This window comes from Paracoccus ravus, from assembly GCF_004522175.1.
Classification (GTDB): Bacteria; Pseudomonadota; Alphaproteobacteria; order Rhodobacterales; family Rhodobacteraceae; genus Paracoccus; species Paracoccus ravus.
In genome coordinates, this window is record NZ_SDEB01000015.1 from 45,751 (window position 1) to 69,475 (window position 23,725).

Here is a 23,725-nt window from a genome sequence, read left to right on the forward strand (position 1 = left end):
TCATGCCGTTTCGGCGGCAAGACGCGCCGCCTGATCATGGGCGATCAGCGCATCGGTGATTTCGGTCAGATCGCCGCCGATGATGCGGTCCAGCGCGTAAAGTGTCAGGCCGATCCGGTGATCTGTCATCCGGCCCTGCGGGAAGTTATAGGTGCGGATGCGCTCGGACCGGTCGCCCGAGCCGACCTGCGACTTGCGGTCGGCGGCGCGCTCGGCATCGGCGCGCATGCGCTCGATGTCGTAAAGCCGCGCGCGCAGGACCGTCATCGCATTGGCACGGTTCTGGTGCTGCGATTTCTCGGAACTGGTGACGATGATACCCGTGGGCAGGTGCGTGATCCGGACCGCCGAATCGGTGGTGTTGACATGCTGACCACCCGCGCCGCTGGCGCGCATCGTGTCGATGCGGATGTCGCTGGCAGGAATGTCGATATCGACCTCTTCTGCCTCGGGCAGCACGGCCACGGTCGCGGCGCTGGTATGGATGCGCCCGCCCGATTCGGTTTCCGGCACACGCTGGACGCGATGAACGCCGGATTCGTATTTGAGACGGGCAAAGACCCCCTCACCCTCGATCCGGGCCATGGCCTCGCGCACGCCGCCCAGTTCGGATTCGGAAAGCTCGAGAAGATGGAAGCTCCAGCCCCGCGATTCCGCGAAGCGGCGATACATATTCAGCAGGTCGCCCGCGAAAAGCGCGGCCTCGTCGCCGCCGGTTCCGGGACGGATCTCAAGGATGGCAGGACGGGCATCGGCGGCATCCTTGGGCAGAAGCGCGATGCGCAGTTGCTGTTCCAACTCGGGCATCAGGGCGCGCAGACGGGCAAGCTCGTCCTCGGCCAGTTCGCGCATCTCGGGATCGGCGAGCATGGCCTGGGCCTCGGCCAGTCCGTCCCGGGCGGCGCGCCATTCGGCGATCTGGGCGACGACGGGTTTGAGATCGGCATATTCGCGGCTGAACCGCGCGATCTGATCGGGGGCGGGTCCGGCATTCAATTGCGCCTCGAGAAACTCGAAGCGCTGAACGATCTGGGAAAGTCTGTCCTGGGGCAGCATGTCGCGGGAATTAGCCCCTGATCCGCGCTGCCGCAAGGCAGATCAGCTCGGTCGCGACATGCGCCCCCGCAATCGCCGTGGCCCCGGTCGTGTCATAGGGCGGTGAGACCTCGACCACATCGCCGCCGACGAAGTCGATCCCCGCAAGCCCGCGCAGCAGCGCCGCCGCCTGCCAGCTTGCCAAGCCGCCCCAGACCGGCGTGCCGGTGCCGGGCGCGAAGGCCGGGTCGAGCGCGTCGATGTCGAAGGTGACATAGACCGGACCATCGCCCAGGACCGCGCGGATGCGCGCCAGCGTCTCGGCCACGCCCGCCTGATGGACGAAGGGCGCATCGAGGATCGTGACGCCCAGAGTGTCGGGATTGTCGGTACGGATGCCGACCGAGACCGCGCGCGCGGCATCGACATGACCCTGCCGGATCGCCTTGTAAAGGAAAGTGCCATGGTCGATGCGCGCCATGTCGTCATCGGCCCATGTGTCGGAATGCGCATCGAACTGGATCAGCCCCACCGGCCCGTGTTTCTCGGCCATGGCCGCAAGGATCGGCTGGGTGATGAAATGATCGCCGCCCAGGGTGACCGGAATGACGCCCGCCGCGAGAATCCCCGCGATATGATCGCGGATCAGTCCCGGCGTGGCCGCGACATTGGCATAGTCGAAGGCCATGTCGCCATAATCGACGATCGCCATTTCCTCGAGCGCGTTGAAATCCCAGCCATAGGGCTTGTCGAAGGGCTGCAGGCAACTTGCCTCGCGGATCGCGCGCGGGCCAAAGCGGGTGCCGGGGCGATGGGTCACGGCTTGATCAAAAGGCAGGCCGGTCACCGCGATATCGACGCCGGTCAGATCCTTGCCATACCGCCGACGCAGGAAGCTGGTCGCGCCGCCAAAGGCGTTCTCATAGCTCAACCCCCGCAGATCATGTCGAGTAAACGCCTGATCCACTTGCGTTTTCGCATCTTCCAGTGCCATGATCCGCCTCCTTTGCAGCGGCCGCAAGCTGGGGCAATAAAAAAGGGGGCGCAAGCCCCCTTTCATGGCGTATCTGCCGTGGTTCACTCGGCCTTGGTCGCCTCAAGCGTGATCGAGATCTCGACCTCATCTTCGACCGCCGGGGCGAATTTGCCAAGGTTGAATTCCGAACGCTTGATCGTGGTCTCGGCGTCGAAACCCGCGGCTTCCTTTCCGGTCATCGGATGGGCGGCCATCTGGTTCAGCTCGACATCCAGCACGATTTCCTTGGTCACGCCGTTCAGGGTGAAATCGCCGGTGACCTTGGCTTCCTTGTCGCCATTCGGCTCGACCTTGGTCGATTTGAACGTCGCCACGGCGCTCGCCTTATCCGCATTGAGGAAATCGGCGCTGAACAGGTGCTCGTCGAGCTTGGTCGCGACCGAGGTCAGGCCGGACAGCGGAATGGTCGCCTCGACGCTGGACTCGGCCGGGTTTTCCGCGTCGAGCATGAGCTTGCCGGTCACGCCGTTGATGATGCCGGTGCTGGTCGAAAAGCCGAGATGGCTGTATTCGAACACCACCTGGCTGTGGCTCGGGTCGAGATCATAGGCGACCGGCGCGGCCAAAGCGGCGGTTCCTGTCAGAAGCAGCGCAGCGGCGGGGGCAAGGGCGAATTTCATGAAGGACTCCTGATTGAAAAGGTCATCCGCTTTGTCGTCGCGAAATGCGACAATCACAACAAAGGTTTCCATGACATATCCTGACATTATTTTGTTGTGCCGACGCGCAGAAACAGTTTCGCCGCCACGGCGAATGTCGCGCCGCTTGGGGCGTTTTTCCTTGCATCCGGGGGATTCGCCGCTATAAGGCCCCATCCTTCTGCAAATGCGAAACCGGCGCAGCCTCTCGTGGCGGGCGCAGAAGGGCTAACCCGCCGTTGAAGTGCGCCCTGTCAAAAAGGTAAGCAGTCATGCCGCTTTACGAGCATGTGCTGATCGCCCGTCAGGACCTGTCGAACACGCAGGCCGAAGGGCTGATCGAACATTTTTCGACCGTTCTCGCCGATAACGGCGGCAAAGTTGTCGAAAACGAATATTGGGGCGTCCGCACCCTCGCCTACAAGATCAACAAGAACCGCAAAGGCCACTACGCCTTCCTGCGTTCGGACGCGCCTTCGGCCGCCGTGCAGGAAATGGAGCGCCTTGCCCGCCTGCATGACGACGTCATGCGCGTGCTGACCGTCCGCGTCGACGAGCACAAGGAAGGCCCCTCGGTCCAGATGCAGAAGCGCGAAGAGCGCGGCGAGCGTGGTGATCGTGGCGACCGCGGTGATCGTGGCGAGCGTGGCGAACGCCGCGAGCGTCGTGACCGCGACGACCGGAACTAAGGGATAGGAACCAGTATCATGGCAAACAAACCCTTCTTCCGCCGCCGTAAAGTTTGCCCGTTCTCGGGCGACAATGCTCCTGCGATCGACTACAAGGACACGCGTCTGCTGCAGCGTTACGTTTCGGAACGCGGCAAGATCGTGCCGTCGCGCATCACCGCCGTCTCGGCCAAGAAGCAGCGTGAGCTGGCCCGCGCCATCAAGCGCGCCCGCTTCCTCGCCCTGCTGCCCTATGCCGTGAAGTAAGGAGAGACGATCATGCAAGTCATCCTGCTGGAACGTGTGGCCAAACTGGGTCAGATGGGCGAAGTCGTCAAAGTCAAAGACGGCTTTGCACGCAACTTCCTGCTGCCGCAAGGCAAGGCTCTGCGCGCCTCGGACGCCAACATCAAGGCATTCGAAGCTCAAAAAGCCGAACTGGCCGTGCGCAACGACGAGACCCGTGCAGAAGCGCAAGCCGCTGCCGAGAAGCTCGAAGGCCAGACCTTCATCATCATCCGCTCGGCTTCGGACGCCGGCGCGCTCTACGGCTCGGTCACCCCGCGTGACGCCGCCGAAGCCGCCAATGCCGAAGGTTTCGCGGTCGAGCGTCGTCAGGTTGTCCTGACCGCCCCGATCAAAGAACTGGGCCTGCATGACGTCCGCGTGCACCTGCACCCGGAAGTCGATGCGACGATCCACCTGAACGTTGCTCGTTCGACCGAAGAAGCCGAACTGCAAGCTTCGGGCAAGTCGATCCAGGAACTGGCTGCGGAAGCAGACGCCGCTGCGGATTTCGAGATCGCCGAACTCTTCGACGAAATCGGCTCGGCCGGTCGCGACGAGGACGAAGGCGCGAACTGATCGCCCTTCACAGGTTGAAAATCAAAGAACGCGCCGCTTGCCGGCGCGTTTTTTTCGTCTCATTGGCTTCGAACCGGGGGGCGGAACATTCCCCCGGCTCACGGGTTGGTTTCGCGAATTGCCCATCGCAGAGGTGAGATCCATGAGCCATCAGCCCCCTTTCGACGAGCGTCCCCATGTCTCGGAACCCGCGCGCAATGATGCATCGCGGCACAGGGATTACCGCGCCGTGCCGCCGCATGGAGATGTCTCGCCCGACGGGCGTCGCGCCTATCCCCGGCCGTCGAAAAGCGCAAAATGGATCGTGTGGGGCGGAACCGGGCTTGCGGCCGCAGGGCTGGCGGCTGGGGCCGTCCTCGCCGCTCGGCAGGTTGCGGATGCACTCTCTGGTTCCGGCGCGCCCCGCCGCCGCCCCTATCGGCCCGAGGATGCGCCGCAGCCGCGCATGCAGCTGCACGCCCCCGCCCCCGAAACCCCCAGGCCAGAACGCGCCGCACCCGAGCGCAGCCTGATGGAAGAGATCGAGGTCAATTCGCAGAAGCTGAGCAACAGTCTCGACAATGTCATGCGCTCGGTTTCATCCGCAGTGGCCGGTTTTCACGGCGTGGCGAGCCAGGCCAATTCCATTGTCCGGGAATTCGGCGACGCGGCGGAATTGATCCGCGGCATCATCGACGGGCAGCGCCGTCCCCCGGCCTCGGGCTTTACCGGCGACCGCTCTCACGGCTCCGATCACACCCCAAGACCCAATGATCGCGACCCGAGGACGCACCGCCTGTAAACGGCGCGGCAGGTTCTTCGAATGGGAGATTTGGTGGAGCCAAGGGGAGTCGAACCCCTGACCTCTTGAATGCCATTCAAGCGCTCTACCAACTGAGCTATGGCCCCACCGGAGGTCTGGAAGGCGTCGCCGCCGTCCTCGTGAGCGCTCATATAGGGGGGCGGCAGAACAGGTGCAAGCGGAAAATTGCACCAAAGCAACACGCGTTCTGCATATCCGCGACAGACAGGATAATTGCAGAAAGAACGTCAAAAGCGCCAGATAAGGCGCTGTTTTCACTTAAGTTTTCGAGATGAATTTGGTGGAGCCAAGGGGAGTCGAACCCCTGACCTCTTGAATGCCATTCAAGCGCTCTACCAACTGAGCTATGGCCCCACCGGAGGTCTGAACCGCGTCGCCGCCGTTCCGTGGGGGGTCGTATAGAAAGCCGCGTCACAGGGCGCAAGCACAAAAGCGCATCGTACAGCGAGTTTTTTTCGCAAGCCGAGCAAAGCCCGAAATTGCGCCGGCTTTGATCCCGGCGCGGGAAGCCGCGCCGATACCTGATCCGGCCTGCCTTCCTCCTTGCTATGGGCGGCAAAATCCCATACCTAGCGCGCTGAATCTCTGCGGGCGGGCGCGGGGCGCGCATCTGCGCCTGCGCTGGGGATCTGCCCCACCCGCATCATGGCTGAATGAAGGAACGCACATGCAGGTCAAGGAAACCCAGAACGAAGGGCTGAAGCGCGCTTACGAATTCACCCTGCCGGCGGCCGATCTGGCGGCGCAGGTTGACGCGAAGCTGAAAGAGGCCCAGCCCGAAGTCGAGATCAAGGGCTTCCGCAAGGGCAAAGTCCCGATGGCGATGCTGAAGAAGCAATTCGGCCAGCGCATCCTGGGCGACGCCATGCAGGAAGCGATCGACACCGCGCTCAAGAACCACCTGGAAACCTCGGGCGACCGCCCGGCCCTTCAGCCGAAGGTCGAGATGGTCAATGGCGAGACCTGGAAAGAGGGCGACGACGTCGTCGTCACCGTCGCCTACGAAGCCCTGCCGGCCATTCCGGACGCCGATCTCTCGGGCGTCGAGCTTGAGCGCCTGATCGTCGAAGCCAGCGACGAGCAGGTCAACGAAGCTCTGGAAAACCTCGCGAAGAACGCCCAGAACTTCGAAGACCGCAAAAAAGGCACCAAGGCCAAGGACGGCGATCAGGTCGTGATCGACTTCAAGGGCATGGTCGATGGCGAAGCCTTCGACGGTGGCACCGCCGAGGATTACCCGCTGGTGCTGGGCTCGAACAGCTTCATCCCCGGCTTCGAGGCTCAACTCGTCGGCGCCAAAGCCGGTGAGGAAGTCAAAGTCGAAGTGAAATTCCCGGAAGACTACGGCCACCCGACTCTGGCTGGCAAAGATGCCGTCTTCGAATGCACCGTCAAAGCCGTCAAAGCGCCGAAACCGGCCGAGCTGGACGACGAACTGGCGAAAAAATTCGGCGCCGAAAGCCTCGACGCGCTGAAAGCCCAGATCCGTGAGCGTCTGGAAGCCGAGTATAAAGGCGCGTCGCGTCAGATCCTGAAACGCGCTCTGCTGGACAAGCTGGACGGTCTGGTCAAGTTCGACCTGCCGGAATCGCTGGTCGAAGCCGAAGCTGGTCAGATCGCACACCAGCTGTGGCACGAAGAGAACCCGGAAGATCACGGCCACAACCATGGCGAGATCGAGCCGACCGAAGAGCACAAGACCCTGGCCGAACGCCGCGTCCGCCTCGGCCTGCTGCTGGCTGAAATCGGCCAAAAAGCCGAAATCACCGTCTCCGATCAAGAGATGACCCAAGCCGTGCTGCGTCAGGCTCGCCAGTATCCGGGCCAAGAGCGTCAGTTCTTCGAGTTCATCCAGCAGAACCCGCAGGCCCAGCAGCAGCTGCGCGCGCCGATCTTCGAAGACAAGGTCGTCGACCACATCGTCGAAGGCGCCAAGGTTGCCGACAAGTCGGTCAGCAAGGAAGAACTGGAAAAAGCCATCGAGGCTCTGGACACGCTCTGATCCCTGCGATCAGCCGCTAAACGGGCCGTCCCTTCGGGGGCGGCCTTTTTCATTGCGCTATGACTGCGCTTACGGAAAGGCGCCGCTTGCGTGAGGTGATCGGTTCGAGGCGAGATCGACGCAAGCCGCATGTCCGCCTATTCACAAACCGACCTGCCGCCTCCGTCGGAAAGGCCGCGGCCAATTGGAGCATCCTCGCGCCCAGCCGGTTTTTCCTCGCCGTGGTCGCCCTGAGCACGCATCTGAGCCGGCAGCAAGATCAGCGATGCGCTGTTCGATGCTGCGCCTTTCCGAGCCGATGCCAGAGCCCTTGGCGATCCTCACATTGGTCATCACAATGAGCAGCTTCGAATTGGTGCGCCGGGGCGTCGGTCACCTCAGCGTTCTTCGCCAGTGCTGATCCCCGCGCCTGCAATCAAAAGATATCCACCCCCATATTCGCGACGGACGGTCGAAGAAACCATTTGCCGCCCTGCAACCACGCCCTGAGCTTTGCGCCGGAATTGACTCCAGCCAAAAAAAAACGCCCCCTTTACGGGGGCGTTTCTCGTTGGACATTGCTGTCCGATCAGAAGCGGTAGGATGCACGGATCTGGAACAGATCGGTGTCGAGGTCCGCACCGTCGACATCAGCAACGTCTTTGAAGTCGTTGCGGTTGTACTCGGCGCCGACGGTGAACTGCTCGTTGATCTTGTAGTCAACGCCCAGACCGTAGGTGATGCCGGTTTCCGAAAGTTCGTCGCCTTCGAGTTGCGCAACGCCCAGGGTGGCGTAGGGCAGGAATTTGCCCGCGTCATAGCCGGCGCGGCCACGCAGACGCCACAGGTCGGCATCCTCGTCGGTCGCATCCATGCTGATGCGGTTGTAATCAAGTTCGCCGCCCAGAACGAACTGGCCGAAATCGTGGTTGTAGCCGCCATGGAGGCCGAAACCGTCAATATCGCTCTCTTCCGAGATGCCCTCGACTTCGTCAGCGTTGCCTTTGCCGTATTGCACACCGGCGTAGAAGCCGGTCCAGTCCGAAACAGGCTCGACGTCGGTCACAACGACCGGGGTCACCGGAGCCTCGACGACCGGGGCGGCATAGCCACCCGCATTTGCCGCAGTGGCGGCCAGACCGGCGAGGATCGCATAGGATGCCAATTTCATGTCGTATCTCCTTAGTAAGGACGGACCGACTAGCAGTCATGGATTTGACACAAAAGCCAAATCATTGTGATGGGGATAACTCGGGATTTGTGGGAACTTTTCCGTGATCCGTTGCAACAGATAGGCATATTACCCAAGAACCTCGCAGGCGGCGTCACGACAGGCCGTATTGGCGCAGCGACGATGCGACCCGCTGCCTGACCATGTCATCGCGCAGCGGAAAGGCCTTGAAGAAAAGCTGCTGGCTGGCATCTGGGCGCAGCATGCGGGTATGTCGCCGCCATTGCCTTGCCCTGCCCTCGCGACCGGCAAGCCCGTTTGCCGCGACGGCCAGCATGCTGATGAGGAAATGCGCATGGGGTGAGGTCGCCGCACGGTCCGCCCAATCCGCGGCGGCCTGATCCGCGCCCTGCTGGATCAAGGCCAGCGCCCGCGTCCCGAACATGCCATAGAGCAGCGGATCCAGCGGGCTGAGCCGCAGCGCATGGCCGATATTGCTGTCCGCCAGCCCGGTTTCGGCCTCGAGCACCTCGGTCAGCGCTCGGGAGTAATAGGCCTGGGCGTAATTCGGGTTCAGTTCGGTGGCGCGTGTCAGCCAGCCACCGGCATTCTCCATATCGCCCGTCAGCCAGAACGAGCGACCCAGGGTAAAGGCTGCGAAAGGGTCCAGCGGGTCCAATTCATGGCTCAACTCGGCCTCGGACCTCGCGCGGCGGACCGCCGCCGCGCGATCCGGGCCATATTGCAGGAAGGCGTCCTGAAAACTGGTGAAGGACAGGCCCGCATGGGCACGCGCAAAGCGCGGAGCAAGGTCCAGCGCGCGGGCGAAAAAGCCCGCCGCGCGCTGGTTGCCTTCGGCGCAAAAGCGAAACATCTGACGCAGGCCCAGATGATAATTGGCCCAGGCATCCAGAGCGCTGGCCTCGGCCGTATCGGCCAATCGCGCCTCGTGCAGCGGCAAATTCACCTCGAGCGCGCTTGCCGTGGCGATCACGATATCATGGCGCAACTCGGCCAGTTCCGTGATCGGCCGTGTCAGCCGGTCGGTCCAGATGATCTGGCCGCTTGCGGCTTCGACCAGTTCGACCGAGAGCGCGATCCGCCTGCCCTCAGGCTCGATCGCGCCGGTCAGCAGATAGCGGACCGACAGCATGTCTCCGATCTGCCCCAGCCCGGTATCATGTCCCGCGAAGCGAAAGGACGACCCGCGCGAGATCACCGTCAGCCAGCGCAGGCGGCAAAGGGCGCGGATGATCTCATGGGCCAGCGCTTCGGGCAGGATCTCTGATCCCGGCCCCAGTCCCAGCGCCCGAAACGGCAGGACCGCGATCGACGGCTTTCCGTTACCGTCACCCAAAGCGATTGCCGGGCCGGATCCGCTGCCCGACAGCGCGACCGGTGGCAACACGCGAAAGCCCCGGCCATGCACGGTCGAGATGATCGATTGGCGCGCCCCGTCATCCCCGATCGCCGCGCGCGCGGCGCGGATCCGGCTGGCAATGCTCGCATCCGAGACAGCGCGCCCGTGCCAGACCGCGGCGACCAGTTCCTCCTTGCCGACCAGCCGGCCCTGCGCCTGAAAGAGTTCGCGAAGCACAAGAAAGACCTGCGGTTCGACCTGCACCGGCTGACCGCCCCGGATGAGTTGAAACCGCCCGTCGTCCAGCACAACGTCGCCACAGGCATATATCATGGGCGGAAATTACCTCAAATCCACACCGCCTGCATGAAATCTTCAGATTTCGGTCAAGGATCGGGGTGCAAAACATGCCAGACTGCGGAAAGGTCACCCGACTGATCTGCAAAGGACATGAGTCATGGACATGCAAACGATACGCACGACCCAGGGACGCGGCCGGTTGTTTGAGAGCATTCTCGAAACCGTGGGCGATACTCCGGTCATCCGGATCAACAATCTCGCCCCCGAGGGGGTCGAACTCTATGTGAAGGCCGAGTTCTTCAATCCCGCCGCCTCGGTCAAGGACCGGCTGGCGCTGAATATCATCGAGGCAGCCGAACGCTCGGGCGCGCTGAAGCCCGGCCAGACCGTGGTCGAGGCGACCAGCGGCAATACCGGCATCGGCCTTGCCATGGTCTGCGCCCAAAAGGGCTATCCGCTGGTCGTCACCATGGCAGACAGCTTTTCGGTCGAGCGCCGCCGCCTGATGCGCATGTTCGGGGCCAAGGTGATCCTGACGCCCCGCGCCCAGAAGGGCACCGGCATGTATAAAAAGGCGGTGGAACTGGCCGAAAAGCATGGCTGGTTCCTGGCCCGCCAATTCGAGACATCGGCCAATGCCGACATCCATGAAAGCACCACCGCGCGCGAGATCATGGGTGATTTTCAGGGCAAACGGCTTGATGTCGTGGTCACCGGCTATGGCACGGGCGGCACGGTGACCGGTCTTTCGCGCGTGCTGCGCCGCGAGCGGCCCGAAACGCGGATCGTGCTGAGCGAGCCTGCCAATGCCGCTCTGGTCAGCAGCGGCCTCGCACAATCGCGTGGCCCCGACAATGGCCCCACCGAAAGCCATCCCGCCTTCGAGCCGCATCCGATCCAGGGCTGGACCCCCGATTTCATTCCTTACGTCCTGCAGGAGGCGCTGGACAATCACGGCTATGACGATCTGATCCCCGTGCCCGGCCCCGAGGCTGTGAGCTGGGCGAAAAAGCTGGCCTCGGCCGAGGGGATCCTGACCGGAATTTCCGGCGGGGCGACATTCGCCGTCGCGATGCGGCTGGCGCAAGAAGCCGAAGCGGGTTCCGTCATCCTGGCCATGTTGCCCGATACCGGCGAGCGCTATCTCTCGACCCCGCTGTTCCAGGACATTCCCGAAGAGATGGACGCCGATGAAATGGCGCTGTCGCAATCGACCCCAGGTTTTCAGATGGGCTGAAAGGGGCAGACCATGTCCGAGGAATTCGAGACGCTCGATCCGGGCGATTGGGAAGAATTTGCCCGGACAGCCCATGCCGCTCTGGACCGCGCGCTGGCCGCGACCCGGACCATCAGGGATCGCCCGGTCTGGCAACCCCTACCCGCAGAGACGCGTGCCGCGTTCCGCGCGCCCCTGCCCCGCGCGCCCATGCCGCTCGACGCGGTCGTCGATCAGGCCTTTGCGGATATCTTCACCTATCCGATGGGCAATACCCATCCGCGCTTCTGGATGTGGTATATGGGGGCCTCGAACCTGACCGGAGCCCTGGCGGATTTCCTCGCGGGTGCGGATGGCTCCAACCTTGGCGGCGGCAATCACGCCGCCGTCGAGGTCGAAAGGCAGGTCATCGACTGGCTGAAAGAAGCGGTGGACTTTCCTACATCGGCCAGCGGCACCCTGACCAGCGGCGGCTCGGTCGCCAATCTGATCGGCCTTGCGGTGGCCCGAAATCGCATGGCCGGGGCCGAGATCCGCGAGGCCGGTCTGGCAGCCGTCCCGCGCCCCCTGCGATTCTATGCCTCGGATCAGGTTCATGGCTGCCACCAGAAGGCGGTCGAACTGCTGGGCTTGGGGAACCAAGCGCTGCGGCGGATCGCCTCGGACCGGGACTGCCGGATGGATCCTGCGGCGCTGGCCGAGGCCGTGGCACAGGACCGCAGCGCAGGGTTTCAACCCGCTTGCGTCATTGCCAGCGCCGGGACCGTGAATACCGGGGCAATAGATGATCTTGGCGCGGTCGCTGCTTTCTGCCGCAGCGAGGGGCTGTGGTTTCACGTCGATGGCTGCATCGGCGCCCTCGCCCGGCTCTCGCCGACCCATGCCCCGCTGCTTCGCGGCATGGAACTGGCCGACAGCTTGGCCATGGATCCACATAAATCCCTGCACGCGCCTTTCGATGTCGGCTGCGTTCTGGTCCGCGATGCGGCGGCGCATCACCAGAGCTTTGCCCTGCAGGCGGAATATCTCGACCCGATGACGCGGGGCATCGCGGCCGGCGGCTGGCTTTTCGATTATGGGCTGCAGACCTCTCGCGGATTCCGCGCACTTAAAGTCTGGATGGCGCTCAAGGAGCATGGCGCCGACAGGTTCGGGCGCATCATCGGCAGGAATATCGAGCAGGCTCATCGCCTTGCCCGCCGGATCGACGCGCATCCGCGACTGCAACGGCTGGCGCCGGTCTGTCTTGATATCGTCTGCTTCCGATACGATCCGGGTGGCCTTGCCCCCGATGTCCTGACCGCGCTGAATCGCGAGGTGATGATGCGGCTGCAAGAGGCCGGGATCGCGGGGTTTTCGGACACGACGGTGCGGGGCGAACACGGGCTGCGCGCTGCAATCTGCAACCATCGCACCACCGACGAAGATCTTGAGCAGGCGCTCGCCGCCCTGCTGCGCAGCGGCGATCAGATTCATCAAGAAAGCCGGGCCTGATCCCCGGCCCGCGCTTCACCGCGCGCGCTGCCGCCAGCGGCCCGGCGACATGCCTTCGAGCCTGCCGAAGACACGGGTGAAATGGCTCTGATCCGAAAAACCGCAGGTCAAGGCGATCTCGGCCAGCGGCAGGTCGGTGCCCGAGAGCAATCGGCGTGCATGGTCGATGCGCTGAGTCAGCAGCCATTGATAGGGGGTCACGCCAAGGCTTTCGCGAAAGGCCCGGAAAAATCCGTTTCGCGACATTGAAAGCGCATCGGCGATATGGGCGATCGAGGCCTTGTCATCCTCGGTGGTCAGCAGCAATTCCTGCGCCCTGCGGATCGCAAGCGGCGTGAGGCGATAGGAGCGTTCGGCGGATGGGCCCGCCTCACCGGGATGGTTATGGAGCAGATGCGCCCCGATCGCCGTCGAGAGTTGCTCGACGAAAAGCGCATCCACCGCATCGGGCCGCGCCAGCGCCGGCAAGAGCGCATAGGCAAGATGGCGCAGGACCTGGTCCTCCTTGGCCTGAACCCGCGCCAGATCCCGCGCCGGCCGCTCCGCCAGTCGCTCGGCATCGCGCAGGAAATCCGGCGCAAGCTCGATCAGGAAGAAATCGAAACTACCCTCCATATCCGCGCTATAGGCGCTGTCGAAATCGCGGATATAGATGTCCCCGCAGTTAAAGACCCGCTCACGGACATGGCCGGGCGCACCGCCGATGCGACGGTGGCCGTCCGACAGCGAAACGCCCACCAGCAGGCCGCGGTCCTGCGCCTCGGTTTCGATATGGCTGCTGTGCGGGCCGAACGCGGATTTGCGGCGAAAGACCATTTGCGGCACACAGAGCACATCATCGCGCGCGAGTCGCGCCGTCGCGCAACCCAGCGAATCCTTGTGACCCGAAAGAGATACAGCCGCAACATTCATTTCAAGGGCCTCCGGCTCCAGCGGCGGATCTTGCCTGAGTCGCGCCATTCCGCGCGGCCAACCTTTGGCATATATCATGCATGGATTTGCGATAATTTCGCGATGCTTCTTTGCAGCGGCGATTCAACGGGTCGGATTTTCCCAATGGGGCTGCGATTGCCATTTTTTGCGGCAGGCGGACACGCAGTCAGAGAAGCGGCCGAAGCAGATGATTTCAGGCCGGACGATCCTCGCAATTCGCGCGTGACCTGAGGGAAAAACACAGCATGGGGTGACGCACCCGCGCGTAACAGTCATGGCTTCCAAGTTCCCGCAGAAAACGACGCGAGACCGGTCCGTGACGGCGGTCAAACCCTCGTCATTCGGTTTTGGTGGCGCTTATGAGGAAACATTTCGGCATCATCACCCGGCCAACGATCTCGGTTCCGAAGACAGTTCCGCGCTACAACTCTTGCTCATCCACCTTGCGACAGGATTTTGCATGTTCGGCGCAGGGAGACGGGACTCGGTGCCGATCCGACTGTACCCCTCGACGAAGCTCTAAGGCGCGCAGAGACGGCCCGTGCCAAGGCCAGTGCGGGGCTGATCCATCAAGGACCGCCAGCGAAAGAAGCGTGAGGCTGCACGTAACCCGTTTCTTCTGCTCCACATTGCCCTAGGAATGCCATCGCCGCCTTTCTCAAGGTGAGCGCGAGCCAGCAAGCGATGGGTGCTGCACAAGATATAATGCTGAACGCGAATTGTCCGGTCAAAGCTCCGGCCATTCGGTTTCCGCTTGAAATCACCTATCTGCCGGGCGGTTAGATCTCTGGCCGAATCTGTCTGCAGAATGAGAATATCGTTCAAGAGAAAGATGATGGACCAAAGGGTGGACCGAACGCGGAGGTCAATAGCTACTATTTTGTAATATCTTGATTTAATAGGGATATATGGTGCGGGTGGAGGGACTTGAACCCCCACGCCTTGCGGCGCCAGAACCTAAATCTGGTGCGTCTGCCAATTTCGCCACACCCGCATCCGCCCCTCGTCTCGCGCAGCGACACCGGAGCCCGGGTCTCATAGCAAAGCGTCACAGCCGATGCGAGGGGGAAAATCGCAAGTCACGCCAGATCGCGCAGAACTCCCGGAAATCCCCTCGGCAAATCCTCGGCGATCAGGCCCGGACCAAAGCGGCGGGCGGTTTCCGCATGAAGCCAGGCAGCCTGCCCCGCTGCCTCCGTGGTATCGAAACCACGCGCCAGAAGCCCCGCGATCATCCCCGACAGGACATCTCCGGATCCCGCCGTCGCGAGCCAGGGCGCCGCGTTTTCTCCGGTTGCGGGCGAGAGCCAGGCCCGGCCCGCCGGAGAGGAAATGACCGTATCCGGCCCCTTGAGCAACACCGTGGCCCCGGCCCGGGCGGCGGCCAGCCGAACCGCGTCGAGCCGCGAAAAGGCCGGGCCCTTGGCCGCATCGTCGCGCAACGCACGCGAGAGATCCGGAAAGAGCCGGGCGAATTCGCCTTCATGCGGGGTCAGGACCACTTTGTCGTGAAGCTCGGCAAAGAGGACGTCCGGCCCATCGGCAAAGGCCCCGAGCGCATCCGCATCCAGAACAACAGACCGTCCCGAAGCAAGGGCCGTCGGAACCAGCGCATGCGCACGGTCGAGCCCCAGACCCGGCCCCAGACAGAGCGCACCGATCCGCGTATCGCGCAGCTTTCCGGCGAGGCTTGCGCTGTCATCGACGGTGTCGATCATCACCGCATCCAGCCTTGCAGCATTTTCAGGCACGGCCTCGACCGGTGCGGCCAGGGTGACGAGGCCCGCCCCAATACGAAGGGCGGCATGTGCGGCAAGACGGGCCGCCCCGCCCTTGCCACGACCGCCCGCAAGGATCAGCGCATGGCCGTGGCTGTATTTATGCCCTTGCCGCTTGAGAAGCGCAGACGAGGGCCGCACCTGCGTGACACAATCCCCGGCGGCCTCGGCCCAGGGTTCAAGCCCGATATCGCAGACCTGCAACCGCCCACCCAGCAAACCGCCATCGCCCAGAAAATGTCCGAGCTTCGGGCGGTGAAAGGTGACGGTCAACTCTGCTTCGGGCAGGGTGACATCGCCAAGGACGCGCCCGCTGCTGGCGCAAATCCCGCTGAGGATATCGACCGCGACCAGCGGGCAGCCCGACGAGGCTATCCCCCTCAACAGACCGGCAATTTCCTGGGCCAAGGGCCGCGTGATGCCGGTTCCCAGAAAGGCGTCGATGCACAGACCGATGCCGCGCCCGGAATCGCGGGTGATCTCACTCAACGGGACGGTCTTGCCACGCCACAATTCCGCCGCCCCCTCGGCCTCGACCGTCCGAGGCCGGCCGGCGGCCAGGACCCGGACTGGCCAGCCGCGATTGGCCAGATGGCGCGCGATGACATAGCCGTCGCCGCCATTATTACCGCTACCGCAGAGGATCAGCGCGTCGCGGCCTTGTGCGGCGAAATCCGGCCAATGCGCGGCGATCGCCTCGGCGGCAGCCCGGCCGGCCCGCTCCATCAGGCTCGCGCCGGTCTCGATCGCGCTGGAAATTGCCGCCTCTTCGACCGCGCGCATCTGGCGAGTCGTGAGGACCCGGGAATCTTCGGCCATGGTGATTGCATATCCTTTGGGCTTTATGCACAATAAACGCGCAACAACGCCGGTTTCACGATTTCCATGCCGCTTTCCCCGCCATACCGCATGGACGATCCCCATCAAACCCGCCAATCAGGTCGCAGGCAAGTCGCGAGGAAGGATCAGGCGATGAAGAAAGTCGAAGCCATCATCAAGCCCTTCAAACTGGATGATGTGAAAGAAGCGCTTCAGGAAGTGGGCGTCCAAGGCCTCTCGGTCACCGAAGTCAAGGGCTTCGGCCGTCAGAAGGGCCATACCGAGCTTTACCGTGGCGCCGAATATGTCGTCGACTTCCTGCCCAAGGTGAAAATCGAAATGGTCCTGCCCGACGATCTGGTCGAGGTTGCCGTCGATGCCATTATCTCTGCCGCCCGGACCGAAAAGATCGGCGATGGCAAGATCTTCATCCTGCCTGTCGAACAGGCGATCCGCATCCGCACCGGCGAGACGGGCGACGACGCGGTCTGACCTTTTCACATCGGCATGATCGGGCCGGCGCAAGCCGGTCCCAACATTTTCCCCCGTCCGGCCGCGGCGGCCGGACAGACTGAATGGAGGAAGGAATCCAATGCAAGTCAAGGAAGTACTGGATCTGATGAAGGCGGAGGATGTCGAATATGTCGACGTGCGCTTCACCGATCCCAAGGGCAAACTGCAGCACGTGACGCTGGTCGCGGATCTGGTCGACGAGGACTTCTTCGAAGAAGGCTTCATGTTCGACGGCTCGTCGATCGCGGGCTGGAAATCCATCGATCAGTCCGACATGAAGCTGATCCCGGACGCGTCCTCGGCCTATATTGACCCGTTCTACGCGGAAAAGACCCTTTGCGTGCATTGCAACGTGGTCGAGCCGGACACCGGCGAAGCCTATTCGCGCGACCCGCGCGGCACCGCTGTCAAGGCCGAGGCCTATCTGAAATCCTCCGGCATCGGTGACGTGGCCTATTTCGGCCCGGAAGCCGAGTTCTTCCTGTTCGACGACGTGAAATATGCCGTCACCCCGCAGAAAGTCTCGTTCGAGATCGACTCGGTGGACGCCGCATGGAACACCGACACCGTCTATGAGGACGGCAACCTCGGCCACCGCGCAGCCCATAAGGGCGGCTATTTCCCGGTGAACCCGGTTGACGCCGCGCAGGACATCCGCGGCGAGATGCTCTCGACCATGAAGCGCATGGGCATCAAGGTCGACAAGCACCACCACGAGGTCGCCACCGCGCAGCACGAACTGGGCATGATCTTTGGCGGGCTGGTCCAGCAGGCCGACAATATCCAGAAATACAAATACGTCATCCACAACGTGGCTGCCGCCTATGGCAAATCGGCGACCTTCATGCCGAAGCCGATGAAGGGCGACAACGGTTCGGGCATGCACGTCAACATGTCGATCTGGAAGGATGGCAAGCCGCTCTTCGCAGGCGACAAATATGCCGACCTGTCGCAGGAGGCGCTGTATTTCATCGGCGGCATCCTGAAGCACGCGAAAGCCCTGAACGCGCTGACCAACCCGGCGACCAACTCGTACAAGCGCCTGATCCCGGGCTTCGAGGCTCCGGTTCTGCGCGCCTATTCGGCCCGCAACCGCTCGGGCTGCGTCCGTATTCCGTGGACCGAATCGCCGAAAGCCAAGCGCGTCGAGGCCCGCTTCCCCGATCCGGCCGCGAACCCTTACCTGGCCTTCGCCGCCCTGCTGATGGCCGGCCTCGACGGCATCAAGAACAAGATCGATCCGGGCCCGGCTTCGGACAAGGACCTCTACGATCTGCCGCCGGAAGAACTGGCCGAGATCCCGACCGTCTGCGGTTCGCTGCGCGAGGCGCTGGAAGAGCTCGAGAAGGACATGGACTTCCTGCTCGCCGGTGACGTGTTCACCCGCGACCAGCTGGAAGGCTATATCAAGCTGAAATGGGAAGAAGTGTATGCCTATGAGCACACCCCCCACCCGATCGAATATGCAATGTACTATTCGTGCTAAGTCCTGACAGGGACTGAAAAATGAAAGCCGCCCCAAGGGGCGGCTTTTTTCATCGCGGTCAAGGTCGTGGCATTTCCGCCGCTTGGGACAGCCGGGCCTAGATGTCGAAGGCCTTGCCGATCGCGCGATAATGCAACTGCCGGACCTCGACCGTATCGGCCAGATGATGATCGAACGTCCCCGGCTTGAAGCGATCCGCGAGCTTCCTTTCCCCCGCGGGTTCGGCAAGCGCGTCGTTCAGGTCGAAATAGCGCGCGCCGATCTCGGAGGCGAGATCGCGCAGCCGGTCATTGAAGGCCAGATGCATCCTGTTCTGCTCTGCCTCGGGCAGAATATACGAGCGCACCTTTTCCACGGCGGTGAGGCGCGGCAGCTTTCCTCCCTCATTGACGATCTTGGCGACGTAGCGGGCCGAGAACTCGACCGGCGCAAGCGTCGTCAGATTGACCCCCTTCAGCGCAAGCTGGCAGTCCTTCGAGGTCAGTCCCCGCAGAAAGTCCCGGTAGATCGAGATCAGCCAGTCCGGATAAGTCTCGGGCGTCACCGCCTCGCCCTTCACGGCAATGCGATAGTAATATCCCAGTTCAAGATCGACCTGTCCGAATGCGAGCACCATCCTCGATATATCCGGCAGGGCCGCGGCGATCTGTTCCTTGACGTTCAGGGTCGATTTCCGGGGCCGGAACCCCGCGACGGATGCGGCGCGAAAGACGTGCCCCTCGACGGCATAGGAAAGCGGCTCCGTCAAGCCGAGACGTTCCGCGAATAACCGGATCGGCCGAAAGAATGCGCTGTGGGAATCACCGAAAACGGTGATGGTGGGAACGAAATTTATGTCTTTCATGGCCTGACTGTCGTTTCTTGCGGTCGCCTGACGCGCCTTGGCGCCGATCACAGAGCAGTTCACCGTCAAGCGGCGAGAGGCAAGCCCGAACGATGGAATTGCTTGATTACGCCGCTTCCCGGATCGGGAATTCCCTGAGCGCGGCAAGCTGCTCTGCGGTCAGATCACCCTCTCGGATCACCGCGGTATGGATCGAAAACACCACCGCGCCACTCTGCGGCAGTCGGAACAGACATTGTCGCTCGACCCGGATGAAGGGCAGCGGGCCTTGCGGGGCGCGGCCCTGCTCCTCGCTCCGGGGATTGTGCAGCGGCGCGTTCGAATGATGCGCCGTCCCGCGCATCATGCCGATCTCCGGACGGATCCCGTCCAAAAGGCGCTGCACCCGCCTGCCGATCTCTTCGGTATATTTCGCGACCGGCTTATGGATCCGCATCATCGGGCGCATGAATTTCTGCTCGAGCGTCCAGCCCGCCGGGAAACACAGAATCGCGCCGCCCAGAACATGTTCGCCCTCCGCGCCCGGCACCATCAGGCAGAGATCCTCTGCGACCAGCCGCCCCAGCGTCAGCAAGGGCGCATCGCGATCCGCAGCGACCAGCCCACCATCCGGACGGCGGATCATCTCGCCCATCTCATAGCCCAGTCCCGGCAGCAGACGCATGAACCAGTCATACAGTTCATGCGCCGCAGGCAGGCATTCATCCGAAAGACGATGCACCGCATGAGGCCGTTCGGCGATCAGCTTTTCGCGCAATTCCAATTGCCTGGCAAAGGCATCGTCCTGAACCAGCCAATCGGCCTCGGTCACGGGAATGGTGCCCGGCAGGCGTCGTGTTCTGGAATCGGTCCAGGGTGCAAAGCTCAGATGCTTCTGTAGGATTTCGCTCATGGCCGCATCTTGCGCGCCCTGCTGTTGCGGGCAAGGGGTCTTGCCGCTAGAACCCGCGCAAATACAGGAGAAACCGATGATCCCGCGTTATTCCCGCCCCGAAATGGTCGCCATCTGGTCGCCGGAAACCAAATTCAAGATCTGGTACGAAATCGAGGCCCATGCCTGCGATGCCCAAGCCGATCTGGGCGTGATCCCGCGCGAGAACGCGGACGCGGTCTGGAAAGCCAAGGATGTCCAGTTCGACGTCGCCCGCATCGACGAGATCGAGGCCGTCACCAAGCATGACGTCATCGCCTTCCTGACCCATCTCGCCGAGCATATCGGCTCGGATGAGGCCCGCTTCGTCCATCAGGGCATGACCTCATCGGACGTGCTCGACACCACGCTGAACGTGCAGCTGGTGCGCGCCGCCGACATCCTGCTGGCCGACATGGACCGCGTGTTGGCCGCGCTGAAGACCCGCGCCTATGAGCACAAGGACACAGTCCGCATCGGTCGCAGCCACGGCATCCATGCCGAGCCGACCACGATGGGCCTGACCTTCGCCCGCTTCTATGCCGAGATGGACCGGGGCCGCACCCGCCTGCTGGCCGCGCGTGAAGAAATCGCGACCGGTGCGATCTCGGGCGCCGTCGGCACCTTCGCCAATATCGACCCGGCAGTCGAAGAGCATGTCTGCGCGAAACTCGGCCTCAAGCCCGAGCCAATCTCGACGCAGGTCATTCCGCGCGACCGTCACGCCATGTTCTTCGCGACTTTGGGCGTCATCGCCTCGTCGATCGAGAATGTCGCGATCGAGATCCGTCACATGCAGCGCACCGAAGTCCTTGAAGCTGAAGAGTTCTTCTCGCCCGGCCAAAAGGGTTCCTCGGCGATGCCGCACAAGCGCAACCCGGTCCTGACCGAGAACCTGACCGGTCTTGCGCGCCTCGTCCGCATGGCCGTGATCCCGGCGATGGAGAACGTGGCGCTCTGGCACGAGCGCGACATCTCGCATAGCTCGGTCGAACGCGCTATCGGCCCGGACGCCACCATCACGCTGGATTTTGCGCTGAACCGTCTGGCAGGCGTCATCGAGAAGCTGGTCGTCTATCCCGAGAACATGCTCAGGAACATGAACAAGTTCAAAGGTCTGGTCATGTCGCAGCGGGTGCTTCTGGCGCTGACGCAAGCCGGCGTCTCGCGCGAGGATGCCTATCGCCTCGTGCAGCGCAATGCGATGAAGGTCTGGGAACAGGGCGCGGATTTCAAGACCGAGCTTCTGGGCGACGGCGAAGTCACCGCCGCGCTTTCCCCCGCCGAGATCGAGGAAAAATTCGACCTCGGCTATCACACCAAGCATGTCGACACGATCTTTGCGCGTGTCTTTGGCGAGAATGCCGCGGGTTAACCGCCCGTTCTTGTTTTGACGCCATACTGCCCCCGAAGCGAATGAATCGGGGGCAGTCGCATGGACATTCAGTCGGCCAGCCAAAAGCTTACCGAAAGGCAGAAGGCGGCGATCATTGTCGGCGTGGTCCTTGGCGAGGGCGACGAGATCGACCTTTCGCGCCTGCCGGCCTCGGCCCAAGCCGGTCTGGCCCAGGAAATGTCCTTGATGGGGCTGATCGACCGTGACACGCGCAATGCGGTGATCACCGAATTCTGCGACCGGCTCGACGCGATCGGCCTCAGCTTTCCGGGCGATATCGACGGCACGCTCGATCTGCTGGAAAGCCATCTTTCCGCCGATACCAGCGACAATCTGCGCAGGCTCGCGGCGCTCAACGGCGCCGGTGATCCCTGGGACCGGATCGCCATGCTCGCGCCCCGGATCTTGGCAGAGCTTGCCCGGACCGAGGCGCTCGAGATCGCAGCGGTGATGTTCAGCAAGCTGCCGGTGCCGCGCGCGGCCGAGGTCTTTGCCATGCTGGATCCCGAGCGGTCGCGCCAGATCGCCTATGCCATCTCGCTGACGGGCATGGTCGAAGCGCCCTCGCTTCGCAAGATTGGCCAGGCGCTCATTCACGCGGCCGACGCCATTCCGCGTCCCGCGCTTGAGGGCAAGCCCGCCGAGAAGGTCGGCGCGATCCTGAATTCCAGCACGGCGGCGACGCGCGACAATGTCCTGGACGGGCTGGACGCGCAGGATTCCGATTTCGCCGGCAAGGTCCGGCGGACGATCTTTGCCTGGCCGAACATTCCCGAGCGGATCGACCTGCGGGACGTGCCCCGCATCGTGCGCGAGATCGACGCCACGGTTCTGGCCAAGGCCATGGCCGGTGCCGAGGGCAAGGATGCACCGACCGTCGAATTCCTGTTCAGCGCTTTGCCGACGCGTCTCGCAGATACGATCCGCGACGAGATCGAGGGGCTTGGCAAGGTCCTGGCCACGGATTCCGAAGAAGCGCGCGACCAACTCATCGCCACGATCCGCCGCATGGAAAGCGATGGCGAATTGTTTCTGGTCGCAGCGCAGATCGAAGATTCCACCCCGAACTGAAGCGAACCCGGACTGAGCGTCCGGACGGAGCCGACCCGAACCGAAGCAGCTTGCCCCTTTCCCCCGGTCGGCATAGCTCTGGGATGAAAGCGGCATCGGGAAGGCAAGGATGACAAATGGTATCGCCCTGGGCCTTGGCCTTGTGATCCTCGGCGTGTTTGCCGCGGATGCGCTCTTCGCAGGCGGTTCGCTCCCGGTCTTTCTGGGCAAGGAATTCGCGGCACTCGTCGAGTATCTCAGCTTCTGGCGCTAACAGCGGCAGCGCCAGTGCCGATCGCGCGCAGTCTTGGCGCTAACATGGAATTCAGGCAAAACTTTTGCCTAATCCGGGCCTTCTGGCATTTGCATTCCCCAAGGATTGCGGGCTATCTGCCGACCGAACATCATCAGCGCCCGGAGGGACCCCATGGCTGTAAAGGTGGCAATCAACGGCTTTGGCCGCATTGGCCGTAACGTGCTGCGCGCGATCATTGAATCGGGCCGTACCGATATCGAGGTCGTTGCGATCAACGATCTCGGCCCGGTCGAGACCAACGCCCATCTGCTGCGCTACGACTCGGTCCATGGCCGCTTCCCGGCCAAGGTGACCACGACCGAAGACACCATCGACGTCGGCCGCGGCCCCATCAAGGTCACCGCGATCCGCAATCCCGCCGACCTGCCCTGGGGCGACGTCGACGTGATCATGGAATGCACCGGCATCTTCACCTCGAAGGAAAAGGTGCAGGCGCATCTGTCGACCGGCGCCAAGCGCGTGCTGATCTCGGCCCCGGGCGACAATGCCGACAAGACCATCGTCTTCGGCGTCAACCACGAGACGCTGACCAAGGACGATATCGTCGTCTCGAACGCCAGCTGCACCACCAACTGCCTGTCGCCCGTCGCCAAGGTTCTGAACGACACGATCGGCATCACCCGTGGCTTCATGACCACGATCCACAGCTATACCGGCGACCAGCCGACGCTGGACACGATGCACAAGGACCTGTACCGCGCCCGCGCCGCCGCGCTGTCGATGATCCCGACCTCGACTGGCGCTGCCAAGGCCGTGGGCCTCGTGCTTCCGGAACTGAAGGGCCGTCTGGACGGCGTCGCGATCCGCGTGCCAACGCCTAACGTTTCGGTCGTCGACCTGACTTTTGAGGCCGCCCGCGATACCTCGGTCGAAGAAATCAATGCCGCCATCCGCGCCGCCGCCGATGGCCCGCTGAAAGGCGTCCTCGGCTATACCGACGAGCCGTTGGTTTCGAGCGACTTCAACCATGACCCGCATAGCTCGGTCTTCCACATGGACCAGACCAAGGTCATGGAAGGCAAGCTTTGCCGCATCCTAACCTGGTACGACAATGAATGGGGCTTCTCGAACCGCATGTCGGACACTGCGGTTGCAATGGGCAAGCTGATCTAAGC

Annotated in this window: 22 protein-coding genes and 3 tRNA genes; 13 read left to right on the top strand and 12 right to left on the bottom strand. The window is 62.9% G+C overall.

What is annotated here, in order from left to right:
- The 3 genes from prfA to ESZ60_RS13055 all read right to left on the bottom strand — a co-directional run bounded on the left by prfA (position 1) and on the right by ESZ60_RS13055 (position 2,691).
- On the bottom strand, positions 1–1,056 hold the full coding sequence (prfA, locus tag ESZ60_RS13045; RefSeq protein ID WP_134681174.1) for a peptide chain release factor 1: 1,056 nt from the start codon (positions 1,054–1,056) through the stop codon (positions 1–3).
- Between the two features lie 10 nt (positions 1,057–1,066).
- Complete coding sequence (gene speB, locus ESZ60_RS13050) at positions 1,067–2,029, bottom strand: agmatinase (protein ID WP_134681175.1); 963 nt, start codon at positions 2,027–2,029, stop codon at positions 1,067–1,069.
- Between the two features lie 83 nt (positions 2,030–2,112).
- Positions 2,113–2,691, bottom strand: coding sequence for a YceI family protein (locus ESZ60_RS13055; RefSeq protein WP_134681176.1), 579 nt, complete (start codon positions 2,689–2,691; stop codon positions 2,113–2,115).
- Positions 2,692–2,981: 290 nt separating this feature from the next.
- On the opposite strand from ESZ60_RS13055, the gene rpsF reads away from it, so the two are divergent.
- The 4 genes from rpsF to ESZ60_RS13075 all read left to right on the top strand — a co-directional run bounded on the left by rpsF (position 2,982) and on the right by ESZ60_RS13075 (position 5,022).
- Complete coding sequence (gene rpsF / locus ESZ60_RS13060) at positions 2,982–3,398, top strand: 30S ribosomal protein S6 (protein WP_134681177.1); 417 nt, start codon at positions 2,982–2,984, stop codon at positions 3,396–3,398.
- Positions 3,399–3,416: 18 nt separating this feature from the next.
- The gene (rpsR, locus tag ESZ60_RS13065) at positions 3,417–3,644 is read left to right on the top strand and encodes a 30S ribosomal protein S18 (RefSeq protein WP_022704737.1); all 228 of its coding nucleotides are present in this window, start codon (positions 3,417–3,419) and stop codon (positions 3,642–3,644) included.
- A gap of 12 nt (positions 3,645–3,656) precedes the next feature.
- Positions 3,657–4,241 carry a 50S ribosomal protein L9 gene (gene rplI, locus ESZ60_RS13070; RefSeq protein WP_134681178.1) on the top strand — a complete coding sequence of 195 codons (585 nt, stop codon included), beginning with the start codon at positions 3,657–3,659 and terminating at the stop codon, positions 4,239–4,241.
- Positions 4,242–4,383: 142 nt separating this feature from the next.
- Positions 4,384–5,022, top strand: coding sequence for a hypothetical protein (locus tag ESZ60_RS13075; RefSeq protein ID WP_134681179.1), 639 nt, complete (start codon positions 4,384–4,386; stop codon positions 5,020–5,022).
- Between the two features lie 31 nt (positions 5,023–5,053).
- On the opposite strand, the gene ESZ60_RS13080 is transcribed toward ESZ60_RS13075, so the two are convergent.
- Positions 5,054–5,129: transfer RNA gene (locus tag ESZ60_RS13080), tRNA-Ala, on the bottom strand.
- Positions 5,130–5,321: 192 nt separating this feature from the next.
- A tRNA-Ala gene (locus tag ESZ60_RS13085) sits at positions 5,322–5,397 on the bottom strand.
- A 313-nt stretch (positions 5,398–5,710) separates the two neighbouring features.
- On the opposite strand from ESZ60_RS13085, the gene tig reads away from it, so the two are divergent.
- Positions 5,711–7,045, top strand: a complete 1,335-nt coding sequence (tig, locus tag ESZ60_RS13090; RefSeq protein ID WP_134681180.1) for a trigger factor — start codon at positions 5,711–5,713, stop codon at positions 7,043–7,045.
- Between the two features lie 568 nt (positions 7,046–7,613).
- Here tig and ESZ60_RS13095 read toward each other — a convergent pair.
- Together ESZ60_RS13095 and ESZ60_RS13100 are read right to left on the bottom strand one after the other, a co-directional pair.
- Entirely contained in the window at positions 7,614–8,195 is a 582-nt protein-coding gene (locus ESZ60_RS13095) for an outer membrane protein (protein WP_134681181.1), read from the bottom strand.
- Positions 8,196–8,349: 154 nt separating this feature from the next.
- Positions 8,350–9,888, bottom strand: a complete 1,539-nt coding sequence (locus ESZ60_RS13100; RefSeq protein WP_134681182.1) for a winged helix-turn-helix domain-containing protein — start codon at positions 9,886–9,888, stop codon at positions 8,350–8,352.
- A gap of 124 nt (positions 9,889–10,012) precedes the next feature.
- Here ESZ60_RS13100 and cysK point away from each other — a divergent pair, with 124 nt between their 5' ends.
- Together cysK and ESZ60_RS13110 are read left to right on the top strand one after the other, a co-directional pair.
- On the top strand, positions 10,013–11,092 hold the full coding sequence (gene cysK, locus ESZ60_RS13105) for a cysteine synthase A (protein ID WP_134681183.1): 1,080 nt from the start codon (positions 10,013–10,015) through the stop codon (positions 11,090–11,092).
- Positions 11,093–11,104: 12 nt separating this feature from the next.
- Positions 11,105–12,565, top strand: coding sequence for a pyridoxal phosphate-dependent decarboxylase family protein (locus tag ESZ60_RS13110; protein ID WP_134681184.1), 1,461 nt, complete (start codon positions 11,105–11,107; stop codon positions 12,563–12,565).
- A 15-nt stretch (positions 12,566–12,580) separates the two neighbouring features.
- Here ESZ60_RS13110 and ESZ60_RS13115 read toward each other — a convergent pair whose 3' ends face one another.
- From ESZ60_RS13115 to ESZ60_RS13125, 3 genes are all read right to left on the bottom strand, one after another.
- On the bottom strand, positions 12,581–13,477 hold the full coding sequence (locus ESZ60_RS13115; protein WP_134681185.1) for a helix-turn-helix domain-containing protein: 897 nt from the start codon (positions 13,475–13,477) through the stop codon (positions 12,581–12,583).
- Between the two features lie 930 nt (positions 13,478–14,407).
- Positions 14,408–14,492 (bottom strand) — tRNA-Leu (locus ESZ60_RS13120).
- Between the two features lie 85 nt (positions 14,493–14,577).
- Positions 14,578–16,095: an NAD(P)H-hydrate dehydratase gene (locus ESZ60_RS13125; RefSeq protein ID WP_134681186.1), complete on the bottom strand. Its 1,518-nt coding sequence runs from the start codon at positions 16,093–16,095 to the stop codon at positions 14,578–14,580.
- A gap of 153 nt (positions 16,096–16,248) precedes the next feature.
- Here ESZ60_RS13125 and ESZ60_RS13130 point away from each other — a divergent pair, with 153 nt between their 5' ends.
- Both ESZ60_RS13130 and glnA read left to right on the top strand, forming a co-directional pair.
- Positions 16,249–16,587 carry a P-II family nitrogen regulator gene (locus ESZ60_RS13130; protein WP_028717789.1) on the top strand — a complete coding sequence of 113 codons (339 nt, stop codon included), beginning with the start codon at positions 16,249–16,251 and terminating at the stop codon, positions 16,585–16,587.
- A gap of 100 nt (positions 16,588–16,687) precedes the next feature.
- The gene (gene glnA / locus ESZ60_RS13135; RefSeq protein WP_134681187.1) at positions 16,688–18,094 is read left to right on the top strand and encodes a type I glutamate--ammonia ligase; all 1,407 of its coding nucleotides are present in this window, start codon (positions 16,688–16,690) and stop codon (positions 18,092–18,094) included.
- 97 nt (positions 18,095–18,191) lie between these two features.
- On the opposite strand, the gene ESZ60_RS13140 is transcribed toward glnA, so the two are convergent.
- Both ESZ60_RS13140 and ESZ60_RS13145 read right to left on the bottom strand, forming a co-directional pair.
- On the bottom strand, positions 18,192–18,842 hold the full coding sequence (locus ESZ60_RS13140) for a hypothetical protein (protein ID WP_134681188.1): 651 nt from the start codon (positions 18,840–18,842) through the stop codon (positions 18,192–18,194).
- 202 nt (positions 18,843–19,044) lie between these two features.
- Positions 19,045–19,830 carry a heme-dependent oxidative N-demethylase family protein gene (locus ESZ60_RS13145; RefSeq protein ID WP_134681189.1) on the bottom strand — a complete coding sequence of 262 codons (786 nt, stop codon included), beginning with the start codon at positions 19,828–19,830 and terminating at the stop codon, positions 19,045–19,047.
- Positions 19,831–19,906: 76 nt separating this feature from the next.
- On the opposite strand from ESZ60_RS13145, the gene purB reads away from it, so the two are divergent.
- The 4 genes from purB to gap all read left to right on the top strand — a co-directional run bounded on the left by purB (position 19,907) and on the right by gap (position 23,723).
- A complete protein-coding gene (gene purB, locus ESZ60_RS13150) occupies positions 19,907–21,223 on the top strand; it encodes an adenylosuccinate lyase (RefSeq protein WP_134681190.1) in 1,317 nt (438 codons plus the stop codon).
- A gap of 60 nt (positions 21,224–21,283) precedes the next feature.
- Complete coding sequence (locus ESZ60_RS13155; protein ID WP_134681191.1) at positions 21,284–22,315, top strand: FliG C-terminal domain-containing protein; 1,032 nt, start codon at positions 21,284–21,286, stop codon at positions 22,313–22,315.
- A 109-nt stretch (positions 22,316–22,424) separates the two neighbouring features.
- Positions 22,425–22,568, top strand: coding sequence for a hypothetical protein (locus tag ESZ60_RS20785; RefSeq protein ID WP_167620148.1), 144 nt, complete (start codon positions 22,425–22,427; stop codon positions 22,566–22,568).
- Between the two features lie 153 nt (positions 22,569–22,721).
- Entirely contained in the window at positions 22,722–23,723 is a 1,002-nt protein-coding gene (gene gap / locus ESZ60_RS13160; RefSeq protein WP_134681192.1) for a type I glyceraldehyde-3-phosphate dehydrogenase, read from the top strand.
- The last annotated feature ends 2 nt before the right edge of the window (positions 23,724–23,725 follow it).